Annotated in this window: 23 protein-coding genes; 18 read left to right on the top strand and 5 right to left on the bottom strand. The window is 31.1% G+C overall.

Features of this window, described 5'->3' with window-relative positions; genetic code table 11:
- Positions 1-32: 32 nt before the first annotated feature.
- Together MPF19_RS02125 and MPF19_RS02120 are read right to left on the bottom strand one after the other, a co-directional pair.
- The gene (locus tag MPF19_RS02125; RefSeq protein WP_249986569.1) at positions 33-1,325 is read right to left on the bottom strand and encodes an aminopeptidase P family protein; all 1,293 of its coding nucleotides are present in this window, start codon (positions 1,323-1,325) and stop codon (positions 33-35) included.
- A gap of 739 nt (positions 1,326-2,064) precedes the next feature.
- Positions 2,065-3,384, bottom strand: coding sequence for a DEAD/DEAH box helicase (locus MPF19_RS02120; RefSeq protein WP_203392722.1), 1,320 nt, complete (start codon positions 3,382-3,384; stop codon positions 2,065-2,067).
- Positions 3,385-3,548: 164 nt separating this feature from the next.
- Here MPF19_RS02120 and MPF19_RS02115 point away from each other — a divergent pair, with 164 nt between their 5' ends.
- A complete protein-coding gene (locus MPF19_RS02115) occupies positions 3,549-6,401 on the top strand; it encodes a VPS10 domain-containing protein (protein ID WP_249986568.1) in 2,853 nt (950 codons plus the stop codon).
- A gap of 186 nt (positions 6,402-6,587) precedes the next feature.
- Here MPF19_RS02115 and MPF19_RS02110 read toward each other — a convergent pair whose 3' ends face one another.
- The 3 genes from MPF19_RS02110 to MPF19_RS02100 form a co-directional block, all read right to left on the bottom strand.
- Complete coding sequence (locus MPF19_RS02110) at positions 6,588-7,511, bottom strand: ABC transporter ATP-binding protein (protein ID WP_249986567.1); 924 nt, start codon at positions 7,509-7,511, stop codon at positions 6,588-6,590.
- A 412-nt stretch (positions 7,512-7,923) separates the two neighbouring features.
- Positions 7,924-9,999 carry a M13 family metallopeptidase gene (locus MPF19_RS02105; RefSeq protein ID WP_203392725.1) on the bottom strand — a complete coding sequence of 692 codons (2,076 nt, stop codon included), beginning with the start codon at positions 9,997-9,999 and terminating at the stop codon, positions 7,924-7,926.
- Between the two features lie 254 nt (positions 10,000-10,253).
- Positions 10,254-12,413, bottom strand: coding sequence for a prolyl oligopeptidase family serine peptidase (locus MPF19_RS02100; RefSeq protein ID WP_249986565.1), 2,160 nt, complete (start codon positions 12,411-12,413; stop codon positions 10,254-10,256).
- Positions 12,414-12,600: 187 nt separating this feature from the next.
- On the opposite strand from MPF19_RS02100, the gene trxA reads away from it, so the two are divergent.
- From trxA to atpA, 17 genes are all read left to right on the top strand, one after another.
- The gene (trxA, locus tag MPF19_RS02095) at positions 12,601-12,960 is read left to right on the top strand and encodes a thioredoxin (protein ID WP_203392727.1); all 360 of its coding nucleotides are present in this window, start codon (positions 12,601-12,603) and stop codon (positions 12,958-12,960) included.
- Positions 12,961-13,288: 328 nt separating this feature from the next.
- Positions 13,289-13,627 (top strand): PadR family transcriptional regulator, encoded by a 339-nt coding sequence (locus tag MPF19_RS02090; protein WP_165731545.1) that lies wholly within the window; start codon positions 13,289-13,291, stop codon positions 13,625-13,627.
- Positions 13,628-13,638: 11 nt separating this feature from the next.
- Positions 13,639-14,295, top strand: coding sequence for a hypothetical protein (locus tag MPF19_RS02085; protein WP_249986563.1), 657 nt, complete (start codon positions 13,639-13,641; stop codon positions 14,293-14,295).
- 2 nt (positions 14,296-14,297) lie between these two features.
- The gene (locus MPF19_RS02080; protein WP_249986562.1) at positions 14,298-14,975 is read left to right on the top strand and encodes a hypothetical protein; all 678 of its coding nucleotides are present in this window, start codon (positions 14,298-14,300) and stop codon (positions 14,973-14,975) included.
- 3 nt (positions 14,976-14,978) lie between these two features.
- Entirely contained in the window at positions 14,979-15,635 is a 657-nt protein-coding gene (locus tag MPF19_RS02075; RefSeq protein WP_249986561.1) for a hypothetical protein, read from the top strand.
- A complete protein-coding gene (locus tag MPF19_RS02070) occupies positions 15,632-16,339 on the top strand; it encodes a hypothetical protein (protein ID WP_203392731.1) in 708 nt (235 codons plus the stop codon). Before MPF19_RS02075 ends, MPF19_RS02070 begins: the two co-directional genes overlap by 4 nt.
- Before the next feature lie 52 nt (positions 16,340-16,391).
- A complete protein-coding gene (locus tag MPF19_RS02065; RefSeq protein WP_249986560.1) occupies positions 16,392-17,858 on the top strand; it encodes a DUF5687 family protein in 1,467 nt (488 codons plus the stop codon).
- 21 nt (positions 17,859-17,879) lie between these two features.
- A complete protein-coding gene (locus tag MPF19_RS02060) occupies positions 17,880-18,575 on the top strand; it encodes an ABC transporter ATP-binding protein (RefSeq protein ID WP_249986558.1) in 696 nt (231 codons plus the stop codon).
- A 121-nt stretch (positions 18,576-18,696) separates the two neighbouring features.
- Positions 18,697-20,922 (top strand): type IX secretion system periplasmic lipoprotein PorW/SprE, encoded by a 2,226-nt coding sequence (porW, locus tag MPF19_RS02055; protein ID WP_249986557.1) that lies wholly within the window; start codon positions 18,697-18,699, stop codon positions 20,920-20,922.
- A gap of 43 nt (positions 20,923-20,965) precedes the next feature.
- Positions 20,966-21,337, top strand: a complete 372-nt coding sequence (locus tag MPF19_RS02050) for a bactofilin family protein (protein WP_249986556.1) — start codon at positions 20,966-20,968, stop codon at positions 21,335-21,337.
- On the top strand, positions 21,303-21,521 hold the full coding sequence (locus tag MPF19_RS02045) for an AtpZ/AtpI family protein (protein WP_203392736.1): 219 nt from the start codon (positions 21,303-21,305) through the stop codon (positions 21,519-21,521). Before MPF19_RS02050 ends, MPF19_RS02045 begins: the two co-directional genes overlap by 35 nt.
- On the top strand, positions 21,514-21,903 hold the full coding sequence (locus tag MPF19_RS02040) for a DUF6168 family protein (RefSeq protein WP_249986554.1): 390 nt from the start codon (positions 21,514-21,516) through the stop codon (positions 21,901-21,903). The genes MPF19_RS02045 and MPF19_RS02040 overlap by 8 nt, the downstream gene beginning before the upstream one ends.
- 81 nt (positions 21,904-21,984) lie before the next feature.
- A complete protein-coding gene (gene atpB / locus MPF19_RS02035) occupies positions 21,985-23,118 on the top strand; it encodes a F0F1 ATP synthase subunit A (protein ID WP_249986553.1) in 1,134 nt (377 codons plus the stop codon).
- Between the two features lie 36 nt (positions 23,119-23,154).
- Positions 23,155-23,343: an ATP synthase F0 subunit C gene (gene atpE / locus MPF19_RS02030; protein WP_013993139.1), complete on the top strand. Its 189-nt coding sequence runs from the start codon at positions 23,155-23,157 to the stop codon at positions 23,341-23,343.
- A 159-nt stretch (positions 23,344-23,502) separates the two neighbouring features.
- Positions 23,503-24,003: a F0F1 ATP synthase subunit B gene (locus MPF19_RS02025; RefSeq protein WP_203392738.1), complete on the top strand. Its 501-nt coding sequence runs from the start codon at positions 23,503-23,505 to the stop codon at positions 24,001-24,003.
- A 7-nt stretch (positions 24,004-24,010) separates the two neighbouring features.
- On the top strand, positions 24,011-24,568 hold the full coding sequence (gene atpH, locus MPF19_RS02020) for an ATP synthase F1 subunit delta (RefSeq protein ID WP_203392739.1): 558 nt from the start codon (positions 24,011-24,013) through the stop codon (positions 24,566-24,568).
- A gap of 21 nt (positions 24,569-24,589) precedes the next feature.
- Complete coding sequence (gene atpA / locus MPF19_RS02015; RefSeq protein WP_203392740.1) at positions 24,590-26,167, top strand: F0F1 ATP synthase subunit alpha; 1,578 nt, start codon at positions 24,590-24,592, stop codon at positions 26,165-26,167.
- Positions 26,168-26,175 lie beyond the last annotated feature (8 nt).

Raw genomic sequence — 26,175 nt, 5'->3', positions numbered from 1 at the left:
TTACAACTCGCTTTTTATATTTAGTATAAGATTTAACCTTGCATTAAATCTTCAATTTCTTCTGCCTCAATAGGAATATTACCCATTAAATTAAAAGGTGCACCTTTTTCCTGCACAACCACATCATCTTCTAAACGGATTCCAAAACCTTCCTTCGGAATGTAAATTCCTGGCTCTACGGTAAACACCATATTTGCTTGCATTGGTTCATGTAACAAACCATAATCATGTGTATCTAATCCCATGTGATGACTCGTTCCGTGCATAAAATATTGTTTATATGCAGGCCAATTTTTATCTTCATTTTGTACATCTGCCTTGTCTAACAAACCTAATTTCAACAATTCAGCCGTCATAATTCCACCAACCTCTACATGATAATCTTTCCACAAAGTGCCAGGAACTAATAATTTTGTAGCTTCTTTCTTAACATGATTTACGGCATTGTAAACTGCTTTTTGTCGGTCTGTAAACTTACCAGAAACAGGCACTGTTCTAGACAAATCACTTTTATAATTAGAAAATTCGGCAGCAATATCAAACAAAATTAAATCGCCCGCTTTACACTCTTTATTATTTTCTATATAATGCAAAACATTGGCATTATTTCCGCTTGCAATAATTGGCGTGTATGCAAAACCTTTAGATCTATTTCTTACAAACTCGTGCAACAATTCTGCTTCAATTTCATATTCCCAAACACCAGGTTTTATAAAAGGCAAAATCCTACGGAATCCTTTTTCTGTAATATTACAAGCATGCTGAATTAAATCTAACTCAATCTGATCTTTTACAGAACGTAAGCGCTGTAAAATAGGGTTACTTTTAGCAACTGCATGTGCAGGATATTTTGCCAACAACCATTTTGTAAAACGGTCTTCACGTGTTTCTGTTTCTACATTAGCTCTATAATGTTCATTGGTATTTATATAAAAAATATCTGCGTAGGTAGACATCTCAAACAGCACCTTTTCTAAATCTTGCAACCACAAAACCGTTTTAATTCCGCTTGTTTCAAAAGCAGCCTCTTTGGTTAGTTTTTCTCCTTCCCAAACCGCAATATGGTCATTCGTTTCTCTAACAAATAAAACCTCTCTATAATTTTCATTTGGGCAATCTGGAAACAAAAGCAACACAGTCTCTTCTTGATCTGCACCAGTTAGATAAAAAATATCTCTATGCTGCTCAAAAGGCATTGTGCTGTCTGCACTAATCGGATAAATATCATTAGAATTAAAAACCGCGATACTATTTGCTTTCATTGCTGAAGCAAAATTTTTACGATTTTTTATAAATAATTTTGAGTCTATTTTATCGTATTTCATACTGAAAAATTTATGTTGAAATACAAAGGTAACAATATTTCGTCGGCAAAATATTTACAACGAATAATTTTATAAACTCTCTTTTCAAAAGGGATATTTAATACTATAAAAGCGAATCAGTATTATCTTTTTTGGGCGTTCGAGCGGGCTTGTAATTTATCTTGAGCGAAGACGAAAGGTTGTATCTTTTTGCCGAAAAAGCAAAAAGGATGTCATTGCAATCCCTAACGCAAAAAAAACCACAACAGTTATCATTTCGACTATAGTAGAAATCACATAACAGTGATCACACAACACCAACCATACTTTATGTGATTTCTCAATCTCTAAAAAGCTCATTTCGAAATGACAAAACTGTGTGTAACAAAAACTGAACGCAAAAAAACAACAACAGTTGTCATTTCGACAATAGGAGAAATAACATAACGGTGATCAGACAAAACTGAGCCACAATACTTGTCATTTCGAAGTATTGAGAAATCCCATAACAGTGATCACACAACACCAACTAAACTTTATGTGATTTCTCAATCGCTAAAAAGCTCATTTCGAAATGACAAAACTGTGTGTACCAAAAACTGAACGCAAAAAAACAACAACAGTTGTCATTTCGAAGCATTAACAAATAACAGACTTAGTGGTTATTGAGTTGTATGAATAGTTCTTTGAAAGTAAAAATCCTACAAGGTTAACAACCTTGTAGGATAATAAAATTTGTGTAAATCCGTGAAATTAGTGTCTAAAAACGCTTCTTCTTCGGTGCTCCCGTTCTTCCTCTACCAGAAGTAGAACCTGCGGGTTTATTTCCTTTAAAATGAGGTTTTCTTTTTGGTTTATCTCCTTGAGAAGATCCAGAATTTCCACCTTTATTTTTCTTATTAAAAGAACCTTTACTTTGCGAAGCTGCTCTTTTAGGAGCTGCCGTATCTGTAGGCTCAAAACCTTCTACAATAGAAGTGTTTAACTTCTCTTTTAGTAATTTTTCAATTTCGTTTTGGTACTCAGTCTCTTCACTACAAACTAAAGAAATTGCTTCTCCCGCTGCTCCTGCTCTACCTGTTCTACCAATTCTATGTACATAATCTTCTGGTACATTTGGTAACTCAAAGTTAATAACGTGTGGTAATAAAGGAATATCTAAACCACGTGCTGCAATATCTGTTGCAACCAATGCTTTAATGGTATTGTCTTTAAAAGTTCTTAATGCTTTTGTTCTTGCACCCTGACTTTTATTTCCGTGAATTGCTGCTGCAGATATTCCTGCTTTTATCAATTTCTCTGTTAATTTATTAGCACCATGTTTTGTTCTTGTAAAGATTAAAACCTGATTCCAGTTTCCGTCTTTTATCAACTTAATCGTAAACTCTGTTTTTTGGCCTTTATCAACTTTATAAACATTATGAGTTACTTTTTTAGCTGTAGAATTCTGTGGTTCTGCTTCTACAGAAACAGGATTATTTAAAATACCAGAAGCTAATTTTTTAATATCAGCAGAAAAAGTTGCAGAAAACATCAAATTCTGACGCTTTGCTGGCATAAAACTAATCAGTTTATTTAAATCTCTAGCAAAACCCATGTCTAACATTCTGTCTGCTTCATCAAGAATTAAAACATCAATTCTGTTAAAAGAAACTGCTTTCTGACTGTGTAAATCTAATAATCTACCAGGTGTTGCTACTAAAATATCTACACCACTTCTTAACGTTGCAATCTGTGGTTTTGCATTAACTCCACCAAAAACTACGGCAGATTTTATGTTTACATATTTACTATACTCTCTTACATTGTCATAAACTTGCGCAGCCAATTCTCTTGTTGGCGTTAACACTAGTGCTCTTAAAGGCCTATATTTTGGGTGCTTTGTTTCAGCTAAATGTTGTAATACTGGCAATGTAAAACCAGCTGTTTTCCCAGTTCCTGTTTGTGCAGAAGCTAAAATGTCTTTACCTTCTAAAATATGTGGAATTGCTTTTTCTTGTATTGGTGATGGTTTGGTATATCCTTTTTCTTCAACTGCTTTTACTAATGCAGCGGATAAACCTAAATCTTTAAATGTCATAAAAATACTTTTTTGAAATCAACTTTATGTAGTTGTTTCAGCCTGCAAAGATACGTTGTTTAAATTTGAAGTCTAATTTTTCTTAAAATTCCTTTTTATGTTAAATTTTTTGCTATTGAAAATACAAACAGTAATTTCAACACTTTAAACCAAACTAACTTATTATGAAATCTATTTTCTCCTCTTTAGTATTCTTTTTTTCAGTAACTCTAGTTGCTCAAACCTCAACAGGTGGAGAGATTATTCAACAATCATTACAAAAGAAGTCTCAAATGATGAATTCTTCTTTGGTTAAAAATATTGAATTTACTAATATTGGTCCAACGGTGATGAGCGGTCGTGTAGTAGATATGGCCGTAAACCCAAAGAATACAACAGAATTTTATGTGGGTTATGCTTCTGGAGGGCTTTGGTATACAAACAACAACGGAACTACTTTTACACCTCTTTTAGACAATTCGCTTACTCAAAATATTGGTGATATTGCAGTTGATTGGAAAACCGGAACTATTTGGGTAGGCACAGGAGAAAAAAACTCTTCACGATCTAGTTATGCAGGAATTGGTATGCTAAAATCTACAGATAAAGGAGAATCTTGGCAAAATGTTGGTTTGCCAGATTCTCATCACATTAGTAGAATTGTTATCAACCCTAAGAACCCGAATGAAGTTATTGTAGGTGCAATTGGTCATTTATATTCTTCAAACGAGGAAAGAGGGATTTTTAAAACTACAGATGGAGGAAAAACGTGGTCTAAAACATTATTTATTGATAAAAATACAGGAATTATAGACGTTGCAGTTGCTCCAGAAAACTTTAATATTATGTATGCTGCTTCTTGGGAAAGAGAACGTAAAGCATGGAATTTTAATGGAAATGGAAATAATTCTGCCATTTATAAAAGTACGGATGCAGGAAGTTCTTGGTTTCGAATTTCAGACAAAAGTGGTTTCCCAACAGGAAATGGTGTTGGTAGAATTGGTTTAGCTGTTTTTAATAAAAATACGGTGTATGCTTTTCATGATAATCAATTTAGAAGAAAAGAGGAAAAGAAAACAGCATCTTCGAATGCATTAACAAAAGGTGATTTTAAAACAATGTCTGTAGATAATTTCTTACACTTATCAGATAAAAAACTAAATACCTATTTAAAAACTAACGGATTTCAAGAAAAATACAGGGCAGAAAATGTAAAGCAAATGGTACGTTCTGGAAATGTAAAACCTATTGATTTAGCTAAATATTTAGAAGATGCAAACTCGATGTTGTTTGACACACCAGTTATTGGAGCCGAAGTTTTTAAAACAACAAACGGAGGGAAATCATGGAAAAAGACGCATAACGGAACTTTAGATGACTTGTATTATTCTTACGGGTATTATTTTGGAGAAATTAGAGTTGACTACCAAGATGAGAATGGAATTTATGTTTTAGGAGTTCCTATTTTAAAATCGAAAGACGGCGGAAAAACGTTTACTTCTATCAGTAAAGAAAACGTACATGCAGACCACCAAGCCTTGTGGGTAAACCCCAAAAAGAAAGGGCATTTAATTGATGGAAATGATGGTGGTTTAAATATTTCTTATGATGATGGAGAAAATTGGATTAAGTTAAATGACCCTGCGGTTGGGCAATTTTATTCCGTGTATGCCGACAATCAAAAAAATTACAATGTTTATGGAGGCATGCAAGACAACGGAGTTTGGGTTGCACCTCACAACTCTAAAATTGACAAGTATTGGTACCAATCAGGTCAAAATCCGTACGAATCGATCATGGGAGGAGACGGAATGCAAGTTCAAGTAGATGACAGAAACCCAAATATTGTGTACACTGGCTACCAATTTGGAAATTATTATAGAATTGATAGAGAAACAGGAAATCAAAAGTACATTCAACCAAAACATACTTTAGGCGAAAATCCGTATCGATTTAATTGGCAAACGCCAATTCATTTATCAAAACATAACCAAGATATTTTATACTTGGGTGGTAATAAATTGCACCGTTCTTTAAATAAAGGCGATGATTGGGAAACCATTTCTGGCGATTTAACGAATGGAGGGAAAAAGGGAAATGTTGCATACGGAACCTTAACATCCATTTCTGAAAGTCCGTTTCAATTTGGATTAATTTATACCGGCTCTGATGATGGTTTTGTAAATGTTACTAAAAATGGAGGAGGAAATTGGACACGTATTTCTAACAATTTGCCACAGAATTTATGGGTTTCAAGAGTTGTCGCATCAAAATTTAAAAAGGAGCGTGTTTATGTAACTTTAAACGGATACCGTTTTGATGATTTTACGCCTTATGTTTATATGTCTGATGATTATGGTCAAACCTGGAAAAACATTGGAAACTCAATTCCTACTTCTTCTGTAAACGTGATTAAAGAAGATTCTGAAAACCAAAATGTATTGTATTTAGGTACAGATAATGGTTTGTATGTTTCTTTTGATTTTGGAACTTCTTGGGAAGCTTTTAGCAAGAATTTACCAAATGTTGCCATTCATGATTTGGTGATTCAGCCAACTGCAAAACATTTAATTATTGGTACTCATGGTAGAAGTTTATACAAAGCAAATATTGCTCCGATTCAAGAGTTTACAAAAGGAATTAGAAAACATGACAACTTAGAGATTTTTACAATTAATTCTATTAGAAAAAGTGATTATTGGGGGAATTCTTGGAGCAAATGGTTAGATGCCAATACGCCGGAAATAAACATTCCATTTTATGTAAATTCTAGTAAAAAAATTCAAGTAGATATTTTTTCCGGAGATACTGAATCAAGTTCAGTACAAGTAAAAGTTAACTCATTCTCTGTAGAGGCAGATAGAGGTTTTAACGAAGCTATTTACGATGTTTCTTTCTCTGAAAAAGGAAAAAAAGCGTATCAAAAAGTAAATAAAGAAACTGATTTAAAGAAAGCTAAAAACGAGGTTTATTATTTACCCAAAGGAAAATATATTGTTAAAATTGAGGATAAGAAAGGTGAGTTTGAAGTGGAATAAAATCAACAATTGTGTTCCCTAGAAGCATTGAGAAATCTTACAACAGAGATCACGCAACAATTAACAAATTTTATCTGATTGATTTTAAAAAAGTTAGCTCTCGTTTTTAATGAGTGCCTACATTATGAAAGCATTAAAACTAATATTAATAGCCTATAATTTTTTAGATTTACAAAACAGGAAACTCTACAAGAAATCTAAGTCAATTTCGACACCGCTATCCAAAATAGAAACATGATTAAAAAATACATTTCGCCCATTAAAATTAGCCTCAATTAACCAATAAGAACCTTTAAAATAAGAATTTAATACAGTTGCTTTTGCTTCTGAGTTTTCTACTACTCTTATTTGATGAGGATATAATAGAACATTTTTATTGTTGATAGAAATTTCATTTACATCGTCAAACAAAGCTGCAATATATTTTTCTTTTGGATTGCTGTAAATCTCTTTCGGGGAATTGTTTGCTAAAATTTTATTGTCTTTGATAATAATGAGTTTATCGGCAAAAGAAAGTGCATCATTTTTATCGTGTGTAGCAATAATACAAGCAATGTTTTTTGCTTTTAAATAACTGAATAAATTTCTACGTAAAGAGTTTTTCTTGAAGTTATCTATTTGTCCGAATGGTTCATCTAACAACAATAACTCAGGTTCTTTTGCCAAGGCTCTCGCAATGGCAACACGCTGTTTTTGTCCGCCACTTAGGTTTTTAACCATGGTGTTGGCAAAATTTTTCATTTGAATTACTTCCAATAATTCTTGTGTTCTTAATTCACTTTCTTCAGGATAAAACCGCGATAAGAATTTTTTAATATTTTCTGATACAGAAATGTAAGGCATTAAATCGAAATCTTGTGCTACATATTTAAATTTTTCGAAACCGGGAACAAGGTGTTTTCTTGGACCAAAAATTTGTTCTCTTTTCCAAAATATTTTTCCTTTATTTAAGTCTACTAATCCGTAAATAGCTTTTAAAAGCGTCGATTTACCACAACCACTTTCTCCCATTACACACAAGTGCTCCCCTTGTTTTAAAGTAAATTTAAAATCGTTTAAAATTGATTTCTTTTTGTGATAAGAAAATGAAATGTTATCTACTTTTAGCATATTACAAAAATATGCTTATTAATAAAGAATTCCAAGGTTTTTGAATTCTTGCAGGTAAGTTAGGTTTTGAGTTATTATTGTTATGAGACTTTTTAGAGAAATCGCATAATACTGCTTAATATTGGGTTATCACTGTTATGAGACTTCTCTATACCAAGTGACAAGTTTAAACTAAATGAGTTTAACAAACCCCGCGTTAGCGATTGAAACGACATCCTTTTTGCTTTTTTGCAAAAAGATATAGTGTAAAGCGCGACCCTTGTGGTAACGCCCAACTTATTGATATAAGTTTCTAATTCTACATAAACTATCACGCAATAAGTCATAAAAAAACCGATACTTTCGCATCGGTTTAAATTTTCTTTACGCAAATATTTGCATACAGATTGTAATACTTAAAGACACTATGTGTCTACCAAATTTTAACTCTGTCTTCTGGTTTTAAATACATTTCATCACCTTCTTTAACATCAAACGCTTTATAGAAAGCATCTACATTTTTAAGAGGTATATATGCTCTATACATTCCAGGAGAATGAGGGTTTGTCATGATTAAGTTTTTTAATGCTTCATCACGCATTTTTGTTCTCCAGATGGTTCCCCAAGAAAGGAAGAAACGTTGTTCTGGCGTGTAACCATCTATATCTGCTGGTCTTCCGTTTTTCTTTAAGAATATTTGTAAACCTTCGTAAGCAGCTTGTACTCCACCTAAATCTCCAATATTTTCTCCTAAAGTATATTCTCCGTTTAAGTGCATGCTATCAATAGCAATAATGTCTGAATATTGTTTGATTAATTGTCCACCAATTTCTTTAAATTTTACAGAATCTTCTTCTGTCCACCAGTTTTTAAGGTTTCCATCACCATCAAAACGCGCTCCAGAATCATCAAAACTATGCGAAATTTCATGTCCAATAACGGCTCCAATTCCACCATAATTTACAGCTTCATCTGCTTTATAATCGTAAAAAGGAGGTTGTAAAATTGCAGCTGGAAAAACGATTTCATTATTTACAGGATTAAAGTAAGCGTTTACAGTTTGCGGAGACATTCCCCACTCTGTTCTATCTACTTCGCTACCTAATTTTGCCATTTCTTTATTATAGTTCCATTTGGTAACATTAATAGCATTTTCGAAATAAGAACCTCCTTCTTTTAGTCCTTTAACTTCTAATTCTGTATAATCTTTCCAAACATCTGGATAGGCAATTTTAACCGTTAGTTTGTGTAGTTTTTCTAATGCTTTTTCTTTAGTAACTTTACTCATCCAAGGTAATTGTGCAATTCTTGCTTCGAAACCAAGCATTACATTGTCAATCATTTCTTTGGCTTTTACTTTTGCTTCTGGTGGAAACATTTTTGCTACATACAACTTACCTAAAGCCTCACCAATTGCACCATTTAAGCTACCTAAAGCACGTTCATCTCTTGGGCGTTGTTTTTTACTACCACGCATTTCTTTAGAATAGAACTCCCAATTTGCAGTTTCTAAATCTGTAGATAAAGAACCTAAAGAATTGTTTATCGTATTCCAACGTAATAATAGTTTAATATCTGCTACAGGTGTTTTTGTAAAAATATTGTTTAAAGCTTTAAAATAACCTGGATCTGTTACAATAATTGTATCTAAATCTTTAACTCCTATTCCTTCTAAATGTGCTTTCCAATCTATTGCTGGTGCTAATTTTTGCAATGCTGCAACAGACATTGGGTTGTATATTTTACGAATGTCTCTACTTTCTTCTTTAGACATCATTGGTTTAGCTAAACTAGTTTCTAAAGCAACAATGGTAGCAGCATTCTTTTTAGCTGTAGTTGCATCATCCCCAAACTCTTGTAGCATTTTAGCTACAAATATTTGATACTTTTCTAACTTGTCTTTTACTTTAGCATCTACGTAATAATCTCTAGATAAACCTAAAGAACCTCCACCCATATAACCCGCGTATTGGCTACTGTTTTTTAAATCGTTATAAACGCCAAAACCGTATAAACCACCGCCACCGTAAGGTGCCATATTTGTTAAATACGTTTCTACGTCTTTTTTAGTTTTAATTTCATCTACTTTTGCTAAATAAGGCATAACTGGTGCTTTACCTTGTGCATTTCTAGCAACAGTATCCATTATTGTTTGGTAATAGTTTACCGCTTTTTCTTGATCTGAATCTATTTCGTTTCCTTTAGCATCTTTTACTTTAGGAAAATTACTTTCTTCAATTGCTTTATTTAAAATAGTTAAAACATCTGCATCTGTTTTTTTACGAAGCTGATTAAATCCTCCCCAAGAAGTTTGATCGTCTGGAATTTCTGTTTTGTCTAACCAAGTACCATTTACATGTCTAAAAAAGTCATCTGTAGGTTTTACAGTTTTATCCATATTTTCTAAGGCAATACCAGGAGCTTTTTCTACTGGTTTGTCTTGCTTGCAAGCTACCAAACCTAAAGAGGCAATAGCTGACACAAAAAACACTTTTTTAATTGTCTTCATTATTATTTGATTTTTGAATTGATTGAGTTTGATTAATTAGTATACCTACTTTAATAAATGTTACAGTTTTATGGAAAATAAAATATTTTTAACCACATAGGCACATAGATTGCATAGGTTCTATTTTCTATTTAACCATGTAGCGGCTTCCATCAATATTTACTTCTGTGCTTTTTTTAATTTTAAAACTGTTCTCGATACAATTCCTAGAAAAAAGGAATCACTCGAACTGACATTTCGTTTTAAATTTTAAATTACAATTTTATTTTTGTCTTTGGCGGATTTGGTAATTGCTGAAACCCCATATTAAATAATGTAAAACCAAAAATATCTGCATATTGCTCGATGGTTTTTGCTACAGGCGTTCCTGCACCATGGCCTGCATTGGTTTCTATCCTTATTAACGTAGGATTATTTCCTGTTTGTTTTGCTTGTAATTCTGCTGCGAATTTAAAACTGTGTGCAGGCACCACTCTATCGTCATGATCTCCTGTAGTTATTAAGGTTGCAGGATATTGCACACCTTCTTTTACATTGTGTACTGGTGAGTATCCTTTTAAATAATTAAACATTTCTTTGCTGTCTTCTGCAGTTCCATAATCATACGCCCATCCTGCGCCAGCAGTAAAAGTATGATAACGCAACATATCTAAAACACCAACTGCAGGCAAAGCAACTTTCATTAATTGAGGTCTTTGTGTCATGGTTGCACCTACTAATAAACCTCCGTTAGATCCTCCTCTAATTGCTAAATAATCTGATGAAGTATACTTTTCTGCAATTAAATATTCTGCAGCTGCAATAAAATCATCAAACACATTTTGTTTCTTCATTTGTGTTCCTGCATCGTGCCATTTCTTACCATATTCTCCTCCACCTCTTAAATTAGGCACTGCATATACACCACCTTGTTCCATCCAAACTGCGTTTGCAATACTAAAAGAAGGCGTTAAACTGATATTGAAACCGCCATAACCGTATAAAATTGTAGGGTTCTTTCCGTTTAATTCCACACCTTTTTTATGTGTAATTATCATCGGTACTTTTGTTCCATCTTTAGATATATAAAAAACTTGTTTACTAGTATAGGCATCCGCATTAAAAGCTATAGAAGGCTTCCAATAAACATCGTATGTTCCGTCTTTAGGATTGAATTTATAAGATGAACCTGGAGTGCTATAATTGGTAAAAGAAAAATATAAATCTTTCGCTTTTGTTTTTCCTCCAAAACCACCGGCAGTTCCAACTCCTGGTAATTTAACTTCTCTAATTAATTTTCCATCATAATCGTATTGTAACACTTTAGAAACCGCATCTACCATATACGTAGCAAAGAAATAGCCTGCTCCAGAATTTAAACTCAATACATTTTCTGTTTCAGGAATAAAATCTTTCCAGTTTTCTGGAATTGGGTTTGCAACATCTACAGTTACTACCTTTTTATTCGGAGCATTTAAGTTTGTTACTAAATACATTTTACTGCCAACATTGTCTATCGGATAGGTATCACTATCTGTGTGATCTAAAACAGTTACCAAAGGACTATTTGATTTAGAAAGGTCTTTTAAAAACAACTTGTTACCCGATGTTGAGACACTTGCAGAGATAAAAAGATATTGATCATCCTCAGACACATTACCACCAACATAACGATGTTTTTCTGATGCTTTTTCACCAAAAATAACGGCATCTTCTTTTTGAGAAGTTCCTAGTTTATGGTAATATAATTTGTGTTGATCTGTTTTTGCAGATAACTCACTTCCCTCAGGTTTATCGTAACTAGAATAGTAAAAACCTTCGTTTTTGTACCAAGAGATTCCAGAGAATTTTACATCTACCAACGTATCTTCTTTAATCGTTTTAGACTCAGCATCCATTATAATAACCTTTCTCCAATCAGAACCTCCTTCAGAAATTGCATAAGCAACTGTTTTTCCGTCTTTAGAAAAACTTAAAGAACCTAAAGAAGTGGTTCCATCTTCAGAAAAAGTATTTGGGTCTAAAAAAACATCAGGCTCAGAATCTCCTTTAGTTCTATAAATAACACTCTGATTTTGTAATCCATTATTTTTAGAAAAATAGGTATAATCTCCTTCTATAAAAGGCGTGCCTACTTTTTCGTAATTCCATAATTCAGACAAACGCTCTTTTAATTGGTCTCTGTATGGAATCTTATTTAAATAATTAAAAGTAACTTCATTTTCTGCTTTTACCCAAGCTTCGGTTTCTTTACTTCTGTCATCTTCTAACCATCTGTAATTATCTACTACAGCGGTTCCAAATAACGAATCTATAACTGGTTTTTTTGTTGTTTCGGGGTACTTCACGTCTATATTTCTTTGTTTAATTTCTTCTTTACAAGAAACAAAAATTGCGCTTGCAAATAAAATAGGGATGATTAATTTATTTTTCATAAGTTCTTAGGTTTAGTAACAAATCAAAATTAAGAGTTATTTAACATATTAATAGTTATTTAACCATTTTTAACATTTTAGATTTCATATTATCACCGTTTTGTAATTTATGATGTATTAAAACGACTACTTTTGTGTAAAAACATATAACACATTACCGACTTTATCGGAAGTAAATTAAAATATTATGACAGAAAACTTAACTAAAGAAACCTTTTTAGAAAAGGTTTTTAATTTTGAAGAAAGCCAAGAATGGAAATTTAAAGGAAACAAACCTGCATTAATAGATTTTTATGCAGATTGGTGTGGACCCTGTAAAGCGATAGCACCTGTTTTAGAGCTTTTATCTCAAGAATATGAAGGCAAAATAGATATTTACAAAATTGACACCGAAGCAGAACAAGAGTTGTCCGCAGCATTTGGAATTAGAAGTATTCCTTCTATGTTATTTTGCCCTGCAGAAGGAGAACCTCAAATGGCAAATGGCGCTTTACCAAAAGCAGAGCTAGAACGGATTATTGCTGATGTTTTAAAAGTGACGAAATAAAAAAAGCCCATCCTAACCTTCCCATTTCGACTGCGCTCAATACAGGCTCGGCAAGGGACTCTTACTCTTGTGTTCTATTCTTATGAAAACACACTTGAATAACGCTCAATTTTAATGATATAAATCCTGAAATTAACTTTTCAGGATTTTTTTGGGACAAAAAATGATACATAAGAATCTAATGCATAAGAAAATTATGTATATTTGGTGAGCAATAAAATGTCATTGCGAGTTTACGAAGCAATCTGTCGCTTTAAACTATAAGATTGCTTCGTACCTCGCAATGACAGTTACACAAATAAACAGTTACACGATTACACATCAAAAAATGGGAAATCAGAAATTATATAAAGGCTCTTTACAAACCATCATTTTAAAGTTGTTAGAAACGAATGATAAAATGTATGGGTATGAAATTACGCAGAAAGTAAAAGAGCTTACAAAAGGCGAATTAAAAATTACCGAAGGTGCTTTATATCCTGCATTGCACAAATTAGAAGCCGATGGTTTACTAGATGTAGAAGTTGCAAAAGTAGGAAACCGACTACGAAAATATTACAAACTTACCGAAAGTGGCACTAAAGAAACTGCCAACAAGTTGGATGAAATGCAAGAGTTTTTAAGAACGATGCAACAATTGGTAAATCCTAAATTAAGTTTGGAATAAAAATTTTAGCTATGGAATTAACACACGAACAACTACAATTAGTAGAAAATTATCTAGATAAAAAAGACATTACTTATATTGATATAAGAACAGAAGTTTTTGACCATATTGTTTCTGATATTGAAACAAAAATTGAAATAGAAAAAAGTGACTTTAAAACTACGTTTCATAAAGTTGCTAATAAATGGAACATTCATTTAAAAAAAGAGTCTAGTTGGATTTTTGGAGTTGCATATTCTCTACCTAAAATTGCATTAGAAAAAGCGAAGAGATCTTTTAAAAGATATTATTTCATTAGTGTTTTGTCATTTATAATTCCCTTGTTCATTTTAACAATAATCGATCTACACTTTACTGAAAACATAAAAAATGAATTAAACTTATTTTTACAAACAATAACAGTGTTAACTTTTATAGTATTCGGTTTGCTGTTTATTTTAAAATTTAAAGAGAAAACAAAAACTACTTATAGTTTTATTTTAAAAACTCAGAGTTGGAATTTTATCTTTAGCTTTATTATTTTATTCGATTTAGATTTTTTTAATAAAAATGGTAACTTAATGGATTCACAGTTAGCTTTTTTAATAGCTTTTATTTTTTCTACTTTTAGTTATTTCCATTTCTACAAAAAACACAAAGAAGCAATTAAAAAATATAAAATTTCATAATTATGGAATTAACAAAAGAACAACTCTTACAAATAGACAATTACATCTTTTCTTGCGGAATTAAATACTACGATGTAAAAGCGGAAATAGTAGATCATTTTGCTAATATTTTAGAAGATAAACTAGATAAGAATCCAAATCTAGATTTTAAAAAAGAAATTGAAAATATTCACAGCAGTTTTTCTGATAACGGTTTTAATAAACTGCTAAAAGAGAAAACAAAATCGGTTCATAAGATCTTTTATAAACAGTCTTTTGACTATTTAGTTTCATTTTTCAAATTTCCTAAGATTCTTATTTCTGGCACTTTATTTTATGCGTTATTTTTAATGATGAATTTATTTAACGATAAACAAGATTTTTTCTTTTGGTTATACTCTTTTCTTCTCATTCTTATTGTAAGAATTTTCTATCAAAGTTGGAAAACTAAAAAACAACAAAAAGCCCGTTTTTTAATTTTAAATAAAACGAATAACTTTTTGCAAATGTTTAACTTCATTTTCATTTCCTTTAATTCTATCACTAATATTAGAGGTGCAGAAAGTTTTTTAAACCCGATACATAACAATATTCAATTAGGAGTATTTGTTTTGTTATTATTGTTTTATTGGTCTGGAGAATCTGTTTTTCATCTGACTAAAAAAATAGTGAAAGAACAATATCCAAATGTAATTGTATAAACTATGGAATTAACAAAAGAACAAATAAAATACATAGACCATCACTTAGAAAACGAAGGCATAAAATATTGGGACATTAGAATAGAAATGATAGACCATATTGTTTCTGATATAGAAAAAAACGCTATAAGCATTGACTTTAAAAAGGAATTAGCTACATCTTTAAAAAGAATAGGTTCGAAAGGAACCTTAAAAAATATAAATACAATAGGTTGGAAAAACACGAATGCTAAATATAGGAGGGAATATGGTAAAGGAATTGTATCGTTTTTTAAATCTACCAAGAATATAGTAATTTCAACTTTTAGTGTTCTTATCTATTATCTAATTGCTGAGTATTTTAGTTTTAAAATATTTAAAAATATAAGTTTTGCTCTTATTTTTTTACCTCTTCTTACCTTCTTATTTCAATCAATAAAACAAATAGGAAAAAAATATGGTAGGTCTGTTAACTTAGATTATGGAACTACTTATTTTTTATTTGCTTTTTTAATGATAGGAACACCAATTCAATTTTTAAAATACACTTCAGAAACTAATCAAAAATGGATATTATTAATACTAATTCCGCTTTATTTTATTGCAACTTATTCAGGTTTTAAATTGTATAAAAAGGCAATACATAAAATAGAAAAAATGAAAAGTGAAATGAAGCTATGAAACTAACAAATACCAACATAGACGAACTCTACAAATTCACTAAAAAACATTATGTTTATTATTATGATGTACAAACCGAATTGGTAGATCATTTAGCAAATGATATTGAAGAAATTTGGGTAGCTCAACCACTGTTAACATTTGTAGAAGCTAGAGATGCCTCTTTCAAAAAATTTGGCGTTTTTGGTTTTATGGGTATTATAGAAAGCAGACAGAAAGTAATGAACAAACGTTATGTAAAAATACTTTGGCGTTTCTTTAAAGAATGGTTTACACTTCCTAAATTGGTAATAACACTTAGTATCTTTTTATCATTATTCTTCCTTTTAAAAATTCCTTTTTCGGAATATATTTTATTGGCAGTACTTTTAATTTTAGTCACAATCGATTTAATAAAACAGCAAAAAGCTAAGAGAAAACATAAAAATAAAGAACAGCAAAAAGAAAAAATATTTCTTTTAGAATCTATGATTGGAGATACCAGACAAGGCTTTTCTGGTTTGGCATTTATCAACTTATTTAATTTTCTTAATATTATTAAGATGCCATTTCACACTTTAGAAAACCATTGGTTATTATTAATCTCATTTTCATTAACCTGTGTAATTCTCTTATTTTATGTCACTGGATTTATGATGCCTCAAAAGGCAGAAGAATTGCTACAAGAAACCTATCCAGAATATAAAATGGTAAATAATCTGTAACAAAATCCATTTCCAAACTACTTATCATCAATCAACTTAACAACCCAAACTTATGATTTCACATTTTTTAAAATTAGAATGGAGACAATATTTCCGATCTTCGCATTGGCAAAAAGGAATTGCATTAAAAATAATAATGGGCTTTTTTGTCTTGTACTTTTTAGTTGCTTTTTTAGCCATAGGAATTGGGGGCTATTTTATTCTAAAGAAAGAATTTCCAGCATCAGATCCTTTACAATTGGTGAATTCTTATTTACTTTTTGCAATTCTAGCAGATTTAATTATTCGATATTTAATGCAGAAATTACCTATCATGAATATTAAACCGCTGCTTATTTTACCCATTCCAAAAAGTAAGTTGGTACATTACGTTTTAGGAAAATCTGTATTTTCTGTTTTTAATATTTTAAGTCTGTTCTTTTACATTCCGTTTTCTATCGTCTTAATAAAAGAAGGCTACAATATTGAAGGTGTTTTAGGTTGGTTAGCAACCATGATTTTAATTATTCAATCTTCTAATTTTTTAAATTTTTTAATAAACAAAAACAACAAAGCACTAGTAATTATAGGAGCTGTTTTAGTGAGTTTAATTGGTTTGCAAAAATTTGGGATTTATCATGTAGTTGAAGCTGGAGGCGCAATTTTCGACTCTATTTATCAAAACCCTATTTACGCTTTGGTAGGTCTAATAATTTTGGCATTTTTATATCAATTGAATTACAAACAATTGCGCAAACAAGTATATTTAGATGAAGCAGTTGCTACCAAAGTGGAAGAAGCAAAATCTGCAGATTTATCTTTTGCTGATAGATTAGGAGATGTTGCTCCGTTTATAAAAAATGATATTCGTTTAATTTGGAGAAACAAAAGAACCAAAACGGTTTTTTTAATGTCCTTCTTATTCTTGTTTTACGGTTTAATATTTTTCACCAATGACGCGTATACAAAAATGCCGGCAATGTTAATTTTTGCATCACTTTTTATTACGGGAGGTTTTACATTAAATTATGGCCAATTTATTCCCGCCTGGGACAGCGCACATTATAAAATGTTAATGAGTCAAAGTTTTAGATACCGTAAATTTTTAGAATCTAAATGGGTTTTAATGGTTGCTATGACCACAATTTTATATGTTTTAAGTTTTCCGTACTTGTATTATGGAATAGATGTTTTTTTAATGATTTCCGCAGGTGCTATTTTTAATATTGGTTTTAATTCTTTGTTTTTACTTTATGCAGGCTCTTTTAATAGAAAAAGAATCGATTTAACAAAAGGAGGTTTTGGAAACACACAAGGCACAAGCGCCACTCAATTTTTAGTAGTTATACCAATAATGGGCATACCAATGTTATTGTTTTGGGCATTTAGTTCACTCATTAACTTTAACGCAGGTATTATTGCCATTGCATTAGTAGGAGTTTTAGGATTGGTTTTAAAAAATTATGCCATGAATTTTATTGAAAAAAAATACATTAAAGACAAATATATTATGATTAATGCTTTTGGCAAAGAAGCTTAATTTAACTTTAAAAAAGACAACATGATTACAATAGATACAATTACTAAAAAATACGGGAAAACAGAAGTTTTAAATGTAGCTTCAGTAGAAATTCCTACCGGACAAAGTTTTGGTTTGGTTGGCAATAATGGTGCAGGAAAAACTACCTTATTTAATATTTTGTTAGATTTAATTCGCCCAACAACAGGGAATATTACAAACCATAAAATTGTTGTAAACCAAAGTGAAGATTGGAAAAACTTTACAGGCTCTTTTATAGACGAATCTTTTTTAATCGGTTATTTAACAGCTGAAGAATATTTCTATTTTATAGGAGATTTACGCGGAATGAACAAAGCAGACGTAACCTCTTTTTTAACTCAATTTGATGACTTTTTTAATGATGAAATAATCGGAAAGAAAAAATACTTGAGAGATTTAAGTAAAGGAAATCAGAAAAAAGCCGGAATTGTAGCTGCACTAATGGGAAATCCGAAAGTTGTAATTCTAGACGAACCTTTTGCTAATTTAGATCCAACAACCCAAATTAGATTAAAAGCTATCATTAAAACCTTAACAGAAAATAGAGATATTACAGTGTTAATTTCTAGTCACGATTTAACGCATGTAACAGAAGTTTGCGAACGAATTGTGGTTTTAGACAAAGGAAATGTGGTAAAAGATATAGAAACTTCTACAGAAACTTTGCAAGAATTAGAAAGCTATTTTTCTGTATAAGCCTTCTTTTCTTAATTTATTACTATTTTTACGCACTTATTTATACTATTTTCGATGGAATTTAGTTTTAAATGAAAGTTTCTTAGTATTTAAATTAGTTGTTTAATCAAGATATATCCGTGTGAATTACACCAAAAAAATAGTTTTAGTAATTGCCGTATTTTCGGTTTTATACTCTTGTAGCACAAGAAAAAACACCTTTATTAGTAGAAATTGGCATACTTTAAACACTAAATACAATGTATTGTTTAATGGTAACGAAGCATTGAAACAAGGTGTTAAAGCCATAGATGACAACTATAAAGACGATTGGTTTACGCAATTGCCTATAGAACCCATAAAATTTGAAGAAGACAAAATCATTATACCTACCATAAAATCTAGTTTGGGAGCTGGTTTTGATGATGATGAGAAAAAAGAAGAGGAAAAAGCGAGTACTCCATTTGGTATTGCAGAAGAAAAAGCTGTAAAAGCAATCCAAAAACACGGAATGAACATAAAAGATTTAGAACGCAACAGACAAATTGATGATGCCTATCTTTTATTAGGAAAGGCTCGTTATTATGAGCAACGTTTTGTACCAGCAATAGAAGCATTTAATTATGTAATTGCCACGTATCCTAATGCAAATTTAATTGCAGAAACAAAAATATGGAGAGCTAAAGCTAATATTAGAAATGATAATGAGGAGTTTGCCATAGAATCTATGAAATTACTTTTGCAAGTTAGAGATACCTTAGAGTTAGATTTACCAGTAGAAACGGCAGAACAAGGTTACACAGCTTTAGCAATGGCCTACATAAAATCTGATAGTATTGAAAATGCAAAAAAGTATTTAATTAAATCTACAGAAACATTAAAAAATAGAAACCAGGGAGCAAGAAACTTATTTGTTTTAGGACAAATTTATAGTTCAGAAAACAAGAAAGATTCTGCACAATTGGCGTTTAATAAAATCATCAACTTTAAAAAAGCTCCTTATAAATATAAAATGCATGCTCATATTGAGTTGGCTAAAAATTCTACAACAGATTCTACTTCTGCAGCTATTTTAGAAAAAATGTACAAATTAATTAAGGATAGAGACAACAGACCCTATTTAAATGAACTGTACTACCAAGTTGGTAATTTACATGAGCAAAACGATAGTATAAATTTAGCTGTAGATTACTATAATAAATCTCTTAGAACAGCATCTGATAATGTAAAACAAAAAACTTTTACTTACGAAAAACTAGGAAACATCAACTTTAATAATTCTAAATACGTAATTGCAAGTTCTTACTATGATAGTATTATTAACATTGCTACAGATACTTTAAACCTAAGGTTTAGAAGGATTAAAAGAAAACATAGAAACCTAGCTGCTTTAATTAATTTTGAGGAAACTGTAACCAAAAACGATAGTATTTTAAAAATTGTTGCACTTACCAAACCAGAACAAGAAGCCTTTTTTCAAAAATATATAGACAATTTAAAAAAGCAAGATGAAGAAGCTGCACAGTTAAAGTTAAATCAGCAAGCTTTTGGAGACACTTTTGGTGGTGATCTTTTAAAATCTAAGAATGAAGGAAAATGGTATTTTTACAATTCACAATCTTTAAATTTTGGTAAAACAGAATTTCAAAAAATTTGGGGAAATAGAGCATTAGAAGACAATTGGAGATGGTCTGCTAAAACAGCAACCAACATAACAAAACAAGATTCTTTGGTAGTAAATACAAAAAATTTACGTTACAACTTAGCAAGCTATTTAGAAACAATTCCTTCCGAAAAAGGAAAAATAGACACTTTAAATATTGAAAGAAATAACGCTTTATATGAACTAGGCGTTATTTACAAAGAACAATTTAAAGACCCTAAGCTAGCTATTGAACGTTTAGAAAGAGCAACTACTTTAAACCCCGAAAAAGAATTAATTCTTCCAATTAATTGGCATCTATACCTTTCTTACAAAGCTTTAGGAGATAATGCAAAAGCAAACGAACATAAAAATATAATTCTAACAGACTACCCAACAACTAAGTTTGCACAAGTTATTAGAAACCCTAACAAACCTTTTGAAGAGAACGTTTCTGTGAACGAAATAGAAAAAAAATACAAAGAATTCTATTATCTTTATAAAAAAGCCAAATATTTTGAAGTAACCGAAAAAATAGACAAATACCTTTTATTGATTCCAAACTCAAAATTAGTTCCTAAATTCTCACTTTTAAAAGCGTATGCCATCGGTAAATATAGAATTAAAGATGAATACCTAATGGCGTTAGAGTTTGTAGCTGTAAGCTATGGAAATACAGAAGAAGGAAAGAAAGCCAAAGAGATAATTAAACAATTAAATAAATAAAATGTTTAGTAATAAAAATAAAACTCCACAAAAAAATAAAGTTATGGAAAGAAATGTTGTGGCAAAAAACACTAGAATTGTAGGTGATATTAAATCTGATGGTGATTTTAGAATTGATGGAACCTTAGAAGGAACTTTAACAACCAACGGAAGAGTTATTATTGGTGCCGAAGGTTTTGTAAAAGGAAAAGTACAATGTACAAACTCAGATATAGAAGGTAAATTTACAGGACAACTTTTAGTATCAAGTATCTTAACTATAAAAGCGACTGCAACCATTTCTGGAGAAGTAGTAATTGGCAAACTTTCTGTAGAGCCAGGTGCCTCATTTAATGCCACATGTACCATGAAAGGAGCTATAAAAGAATTAAACGCTACTAATGACAAAAAAAACCAATCAGAAAAAACCGCTTAATAAAGCAATGCAACTCTCTGGCGCAGGTTTGCAAATGGGATTAACTATTTATTTGGGCTTTTTATTAGGAGAATGGTTAGACAAAAAATTTGCAGCCAATTTCTTAACAGAGACAGTAACTTTATTAGCCATTTTTTTAGCGATGTATTCCTTAATTAAACAAGCCAACAAAATTAATGATTAAAACACTACTCGTTTTTTCTATTGTATTCTTTACTCTTTTCTTATTAAGCTTTTCTCTACACAGTTATTTTATAGAAAACCATCATATTATCTTACCCTATTCTTTAAAGAAGATATACATTTTTCACTTGGTATTTTCGCTGTTAATTTGTAGTAACTTTTTAATCTTTTCAACAGTTGACAAAGTTTTTGAGCAGCTAGGTTTTATTTATCTTGGTACCATACTATTAAAACTCACTTTATTTAGTGCAATCTTTTATAAATCAATATTTACGGAAGCAGGATTGTCTTTTTATGCCAGATTATCCCTATTTATACCAATGATTATATTTTTACTAACAGAAGCTCTTTTTGTTGCCAAAATATTGAAGAAAAACCAATAATATAGAAATAGCCAAAAAAAAGGTTTGTAGTTTTGAATAATTCTATATCTTTGCCGCGAATTTAGAAAGCGTATTTTTACAATGAAGATTGCACAAAAATCAATAAAGTTTCTTTTAATAGCCACAATTTCACTCTTTACTGTAGTGGGATTAGCCTCAGAATCTAACAATGAACACGACAACCAAAGTGATGGTGGACGTATAGATACAAAAGAAAAAATAGATGCTTATGTGTTACACCACATAAAGGATGCTCATGACTTTACTTTGTTTTCATACACCAATGATCACGGAGAAAGGAAACACATTGGGTTTCCTTTGCCAATAATTTTATGGTCAAGTGAAGGTTTGGTAACATTTATGTCTTCAGAATTTCATCATAATGATGATGGTCATGTTGTCGTAGAAAAAAACGGATTGAAATTTGCAAAGATTCATTCTAAAATTTACGAAATCGAAAAAGGAGCTTCTCATGTTGCTTTTGATGAGCATCACCATGCAACAAATGCACATAAATCTTTAGATTTTTCTATAACAAAAACTGTTTTAGGTGTTTTCTTAGTTGGTTTATTGTTGTTGTTCTGGTTTTCTAGATTGGCAAGACAATACAAAACGAAAAAAATTCCTACAGGTTTTTCAAGAGTATTAGAACCTTTAGTTTTATATGTTAGAGATGAAATTGCAAGACCAAATATTGGTGAAAAACATTATAGAAGATTTACAGGTTATTTATTAACAGTATTTTTCTTTATTTGGGTTTTAAATTTAGTAGGGTTAACTCCATTAGGATTTAACGTAACAGGGCAAATAACAATTACACTTTGTTTAGCTATCTTTACATTTGTAATTTATACTGTAAGTGGTAACAAAGGATATTGGATGCACATGATATGGATGCCAGGTGTACCATATTTAATTAGACCAATTTTAGCAATTATAGAATTAGCAGGTGCGTTTTTAATTAAACCTTTTGCATTATCAGTACGTTTGTTCGCAAACATTTCAGCAGGTCATATTGTGGTAATGAGCTTAATAGCAATTATGTTTACTCTAAAAGAATCACTAGGTGTGGTTGGAGCAACAGGATTGTCTTTAGCATTATCATTTTTTATAACATTAATTGAAGTTTTAGTAGCTTTTTTACAAGCGTATATCTTTACAATGCTTTCAGCATTATTTATTGGTATGGCAGTAGCAGAGCCTGAGCATCATTAATACACATTTGTTTAATTTAATAAAAATACATTTATTATGTACAATTTAATTGGAGCAGGATTAATCGTAATCGGAGCAGGAATTGGTTTAGGTCAAATTGGTGGAAAAGCAATGGAAGGTATTGCTAGACAACCAGAAGCAACTGGAAAAATTCAAACAGCAATGATTATTATCGCTGCATTATTAGAAGGTTTAGCATTTGGTGCATTATTCTTAGGAAAATAATCCAAACTAACACAAAAAGATAGCGTTCTGTAACGGTTGGTTACAGAACCTATTTTTAAATTCCCATTTTAATGGGAATAACAATTTTAAAAGAAACCGAAAAGAGCTCTTTTAAATTAAACAAAAAGTAATAAAAATATTAATTAGTTTATAGATAGAATGGAAACTTTATTAAACGATTTTTCACCAGGGTTATTTGTAGTTTCGTTAATCTTACTATTAGCGTTAATCGCTTTAATGGTAAAATTTGCATGGAAACCAATATTAACTTCTTTAGAAGAAAGAGAATCTGGAATTGAAAACGCTTTAGCAGCTGCAGAAAATGCTCGTAAAGAAATGCAAAATTTACAAGCGGATAATGAGAAGTTGATCAAAGAAGCTAGAGAAGAAAGAGAAACAATGATGAAAGATGCTAGAGATATTAGAGATAATATGATAGCTGAAGCTAAAGAAGATGCAAAAGAAGTAACCTCTAAATTAATAGAAAATGCGCAAGCAGCTATCAATCATGAAAAGCAAGCAGCATTAGCAGAATTAAAAAAGAGTGTTGCAGAATTATCTATCGGTATTGCAGAATCAGTAATTAAAAAAGAATTATCTAATAAGAAAGATCAACTAGAATTAGTTGAAGGAATCTTAAAAGATGTTACTTTAAACTAAGCAAAGCATGAAGGACACAAGAGCAGCATTACGTTATGCAAAAGCAATCTTAAACCTTGCTAAAGATTCAAAAGAAGAAACTGTAGTAAATAAAGACATGTTATTTATAGCTACTACAATTTCTGAAAACGAAACTTTTGAAGTGATGTTAAATAGCCCTATTGTTAAATCTTCTGATAAAACAAAAGTTTTAAACGCTTTATTTACAGGTAAAGTAAACAATATTACTCTTGGCCTATTTCATTTATTAAAAGATAATAAAAGAATAGCAATGCTATTGTCTATTGCACAACAATATGCAATCATATATGATTATGACAAGCATTTGCAAGAAGCTAAAGTTACAACTGCTATTCCTTTAACGAAAGAAGTAGAAGATGCTTTTTTAGCTAAAATAGTGGCATTAACAGGAGAAAAAGCAAATTTAGTAAACGAAGTAAATCCTGATATTTTAGGAGGATTTATTTTACGTGTTGGAGATGTGCAATATGACGCAAGTATCTCTAATTATTTAAACGAATTGAAAAAGGAATTTGACAATAGTCATTACATTCCAAAAATTTAATTATACATCAAATCATAAAAGATGGCAAGTATTAAACCAGCTGAAGTATCAGCAATTTTAAAGCAACAGTTAACAAATTTTGAAGCCAAAGCGACTTTAAATGAAGTAGGAACTGTTTTACAAGTAGGAGATGGAATTGCTCGTGTTTACGGTCTTTCTAATGTTCAATATGGTGAATTAGTAGAATTCGAAAACGGATTGGAAGCTATCGTATTAAACTTAGAAGAAGATAATGTAGGTGTTGTATTATTAGGTGCTTCCACTTCTATTAGAGAAGGTTCTATAGTTAAACGTACAGAACGTATTGCTTCTTTAAGAGCAGGTGAAGGCGTTATAGGACGTGTTGTAGATACTTTAGGTAACCCTATTGACGGTAAAGGACCAATTACAGGTAAAACTTACGAAATGCCTTTAGAGCGTAGAGCTCCTGGAGTTATTTATAGAGAGCCAGTAACAGAACCATTACAAACTGGTATTAAATCTATTGATGCAATGATTCCTGTTGGACGTGGACAACGTGAGTTAATCATTGGAGATAGACAAACTGGTAAATCTACAGTTGCTATTGATACTATTTTAAATCAAAAAGAATTTTTCGATGCTGGTGAACCAGTATTTTGTATATATGTTGCTATTGGTCAAAAAGCTTCTACTGTTGCAGCAATTGCAAACATGTTAGAAGAAAAAGGCGCAATGGCTTATACTACAATTGTTGCTGCAAATGCATCAGATCCTGCAGCAATGCAAGTATATGCACCATTTGCTGGAGCTGCAATTGGAGAATTTTTTAGAGATACTGGTAGACCAGCTTTAATTGTTTTTGATGATTTATCTAAACAAGCAGTTGCATACCGTGAGATTTCTTTATTATTAAGAAGACCACCGGGACGTGAGGCGTATCCTGGAGATGTATTTTACTTACACTCAAGATTATTAGAACGTGCTGCAAAATTAATCAATGATGATAAAATTGCTAGTGAAATGAACGATTTACCAGATTCTTTAAAAGGAATTGTAAAAGGTGGAGGTTCTTTAACTGCATTACCAATTATTGAAACTCAAGCAGGAGACGTTTCAGCATATATTCCAACAAATGTAATTTCGATTACAGATGGACAGATTTTCTTAGACGGAGATTTATTTAACTCTGGTGTTCGTCCAGCAATTAACGTAGGTATTTCTGTATCTCGTGTTGGTGGTAACGCACAGATTAAATCTATGAAAAAAGTATCTGGTACTTTAAAATTAGATCAAGCTCAATACCGTGAATTAGAAGCATTCGCAAAGTTTGGTTCTGATTTAGATGCTGCTACAATGAGTGTAATTTCTAAAGGACAACGTAATGTTGAAATTTTAAAACAAGCTCAAAATGATCCTTACTCAGTAGAAGATCAAGTTGCAATTATCTATGCAGGTTCTAAGAACTTATTAAAAGATGTTCCTGTAAACCAAGTTAAGAAATTTGAAAGAGATTATATCGATTACTTAAATTCAAAACATAGAGATACTTTAGATACATTAAAATCTGGTAAATTAACTCCAGAAACAATTACTGTTTTAGAAGCAGCAGCTAAAGAAATATCTACTCATTTTGCATAAAAAATAGT

It is taken from the genome of Polaribacter sp. Z014, assembly GCF_023555435.1.
GTDB lineage: Bacteria > Bacteroidota > Bacteroidia > Flavobacteriales > Flavobacteriaceae > Polaribacter.
Note: the sequence above shows the minus strand (reverse complement) of the source record. Positions and strands in the feature narration are given on the sequence as shown.

What these genes read in the sequence shown, in the direction of transcription:
- MPF19_RS02075 (WP_249986561.1), top strand. Translation starts at nt 14,979, where the DNA reads ATGGAATTAACAAAAGAACAAATAAAATACATAGACCATCACTTAGAA.
- MPF19_RS02120 (WP_203392722.1), bottom strand. Translation starts at nt 3,384, where the DNA reads ATGACATTTAAAGATTTAGGTTTATCCGCTGCATTAGTAAAAGCAGTT.
- atpH (WP_203392739.1), top strand. Translation starts at nt 24,011, where the DNA reads ATGAAGGACACAAGAGCAGCATTACGTTATGCAAAAGCAATCTTAAAC.
- atpB (WP_249986553.1), top strand. Translation starts at nt 21,985, where the DNA reads ATGAAGATTGCACAAAAATCAATAAAGTTTCTTTTAATAGCCACAATT.
- MPF19_RS02085 (WP_249986563.1), top strand. Translation starts at nt 13,639, where the DNA reads ATGGAATTAACACACGAACAACTACAATTAGTAGAAAATTATCTAGAT.
- MPF19_RS02040 (WP_249986554.1), top strand. Translation starts at nt 21,514, where the DNA reads ATGATTAAAACACTACTCGTTTTTTCTATTGTATTCTTTACTCTTTTC.
- MPF19_RS02100 (WP_249986565.1), bottom strand. Translation starts at nt 12,413, where the DNA reads ATGAAAAATAAATTAATCATCCCTATTTTATTTGCAAGCGCAATTTTT.
- MPF19_RS02080 (WP_249986562.1), top strand. Translation starts at nt 14,298, where the DNA reads ATGGAATTAACAAAAGAACAACTCTTACAAATAGACAATTACATCTTT.
- atpE (WP_013993139.1), top strand. Translation starts at nt 23,155, where the DNA reads ATGTACAATTTAATTGGAGCAGGATTAATCGTAATCGGAGCAGGAATT.
- MPF19_RS02050 (WP_249986556.1), top strand. Translation starts at nt 20,966, where the DNA reads ATGGAAAGAAATGTTGTGGCAAAAAACACTAGAATTGTAGGTGATATT.
- MPF19_RS02060 (WP_249986558.1), top strand. Translation starts at nt 17,880, where the DNA reads ATGATTACAATAGATACAATTACTAAAAAATACGGGAAAACAGAAGTT.
- MPF19_RS02070 (WP_203392731.1), top strand. Translation starts at nt 15,632, where the DNA reads ATGAAACTAACAAATACCAACATAGACGAACTCTACAAATTCACTAAA.
- MPF19_RS02045 (WP_203392736.1), top strand. Translation starts at nt 21,303, where the DNA reads ATGACAAAAAAAACCAATCAGAAAAAACCGCTTAATAAAGCAATGCAA.
- MPF19_RS02065 (WP_249986560.1), top strand. Translation starts at nt 16,392, where the DNA reads ATGATTTCACATTTTTTAAAATTAGAATGGAGACAATATTTCCGATCT.
- atpA (WP_203392740.1), top strand. Translation starts at nt 24,590, where the DNA reads ATGGCAAGTATTAAACCAGCTGAAGTATCAGCAATTTTAAAGCAACAG.
- MPF19_RS02110 (WP_249986567.1), bottom strand. Translation starts at nt 7,511, where the DNA reads ATGCTAAAAGTAGATAACATTTCATTTTCTTATCACAAAAAGAAATCA.
- MPF19_RS02125 (WP_249986569.1), bottom strand. Translation starts at nt 1,325, where the DNA reads ATGAAATACGATAAAATAGACTCAAAATTATTTATAAAAAATCGTAAA.
- trxA (WP_203392727.1), top strand. Translation starts at nt 12,601, where the DNA reads ATGACAGAAAACTTAACTAAAGAAACCTTTTTAGAAAAGGTTTTTAAT.
- MPF19_RS02090 (WP_165731545.1), top strand. Translation starts at nt 13,289, where the DNA reads ATGGGAAATCAGAAATTATATAAAGGCTCTTTACAAACCATCATTTTA.
- MPF19_RS02105 (WP_203392725.1), bottom strand. Translation starts at nt 9,999, where the DNA reads ATGAAGACAATTAAAAAAGTGTTTTTTGTGTCAGCTATTGCCTCTTTA.
- MPF19_RS02115 (WP_249986568.1), top strand. Translation starts at nt 3,549, where the DNA reads ATGAAATCTATTTTCTCCTCTTTAGTATTCTTTTTTTCAGTAACTCTA.
- MPF19_RS02025 (WP_203392738.1), top strand. Translation starts at nt 23,503, where the DNA reads ATGGAAACTTTATTAAACGATTTTTCACCAGGGTTATTTGTAGTTTCG.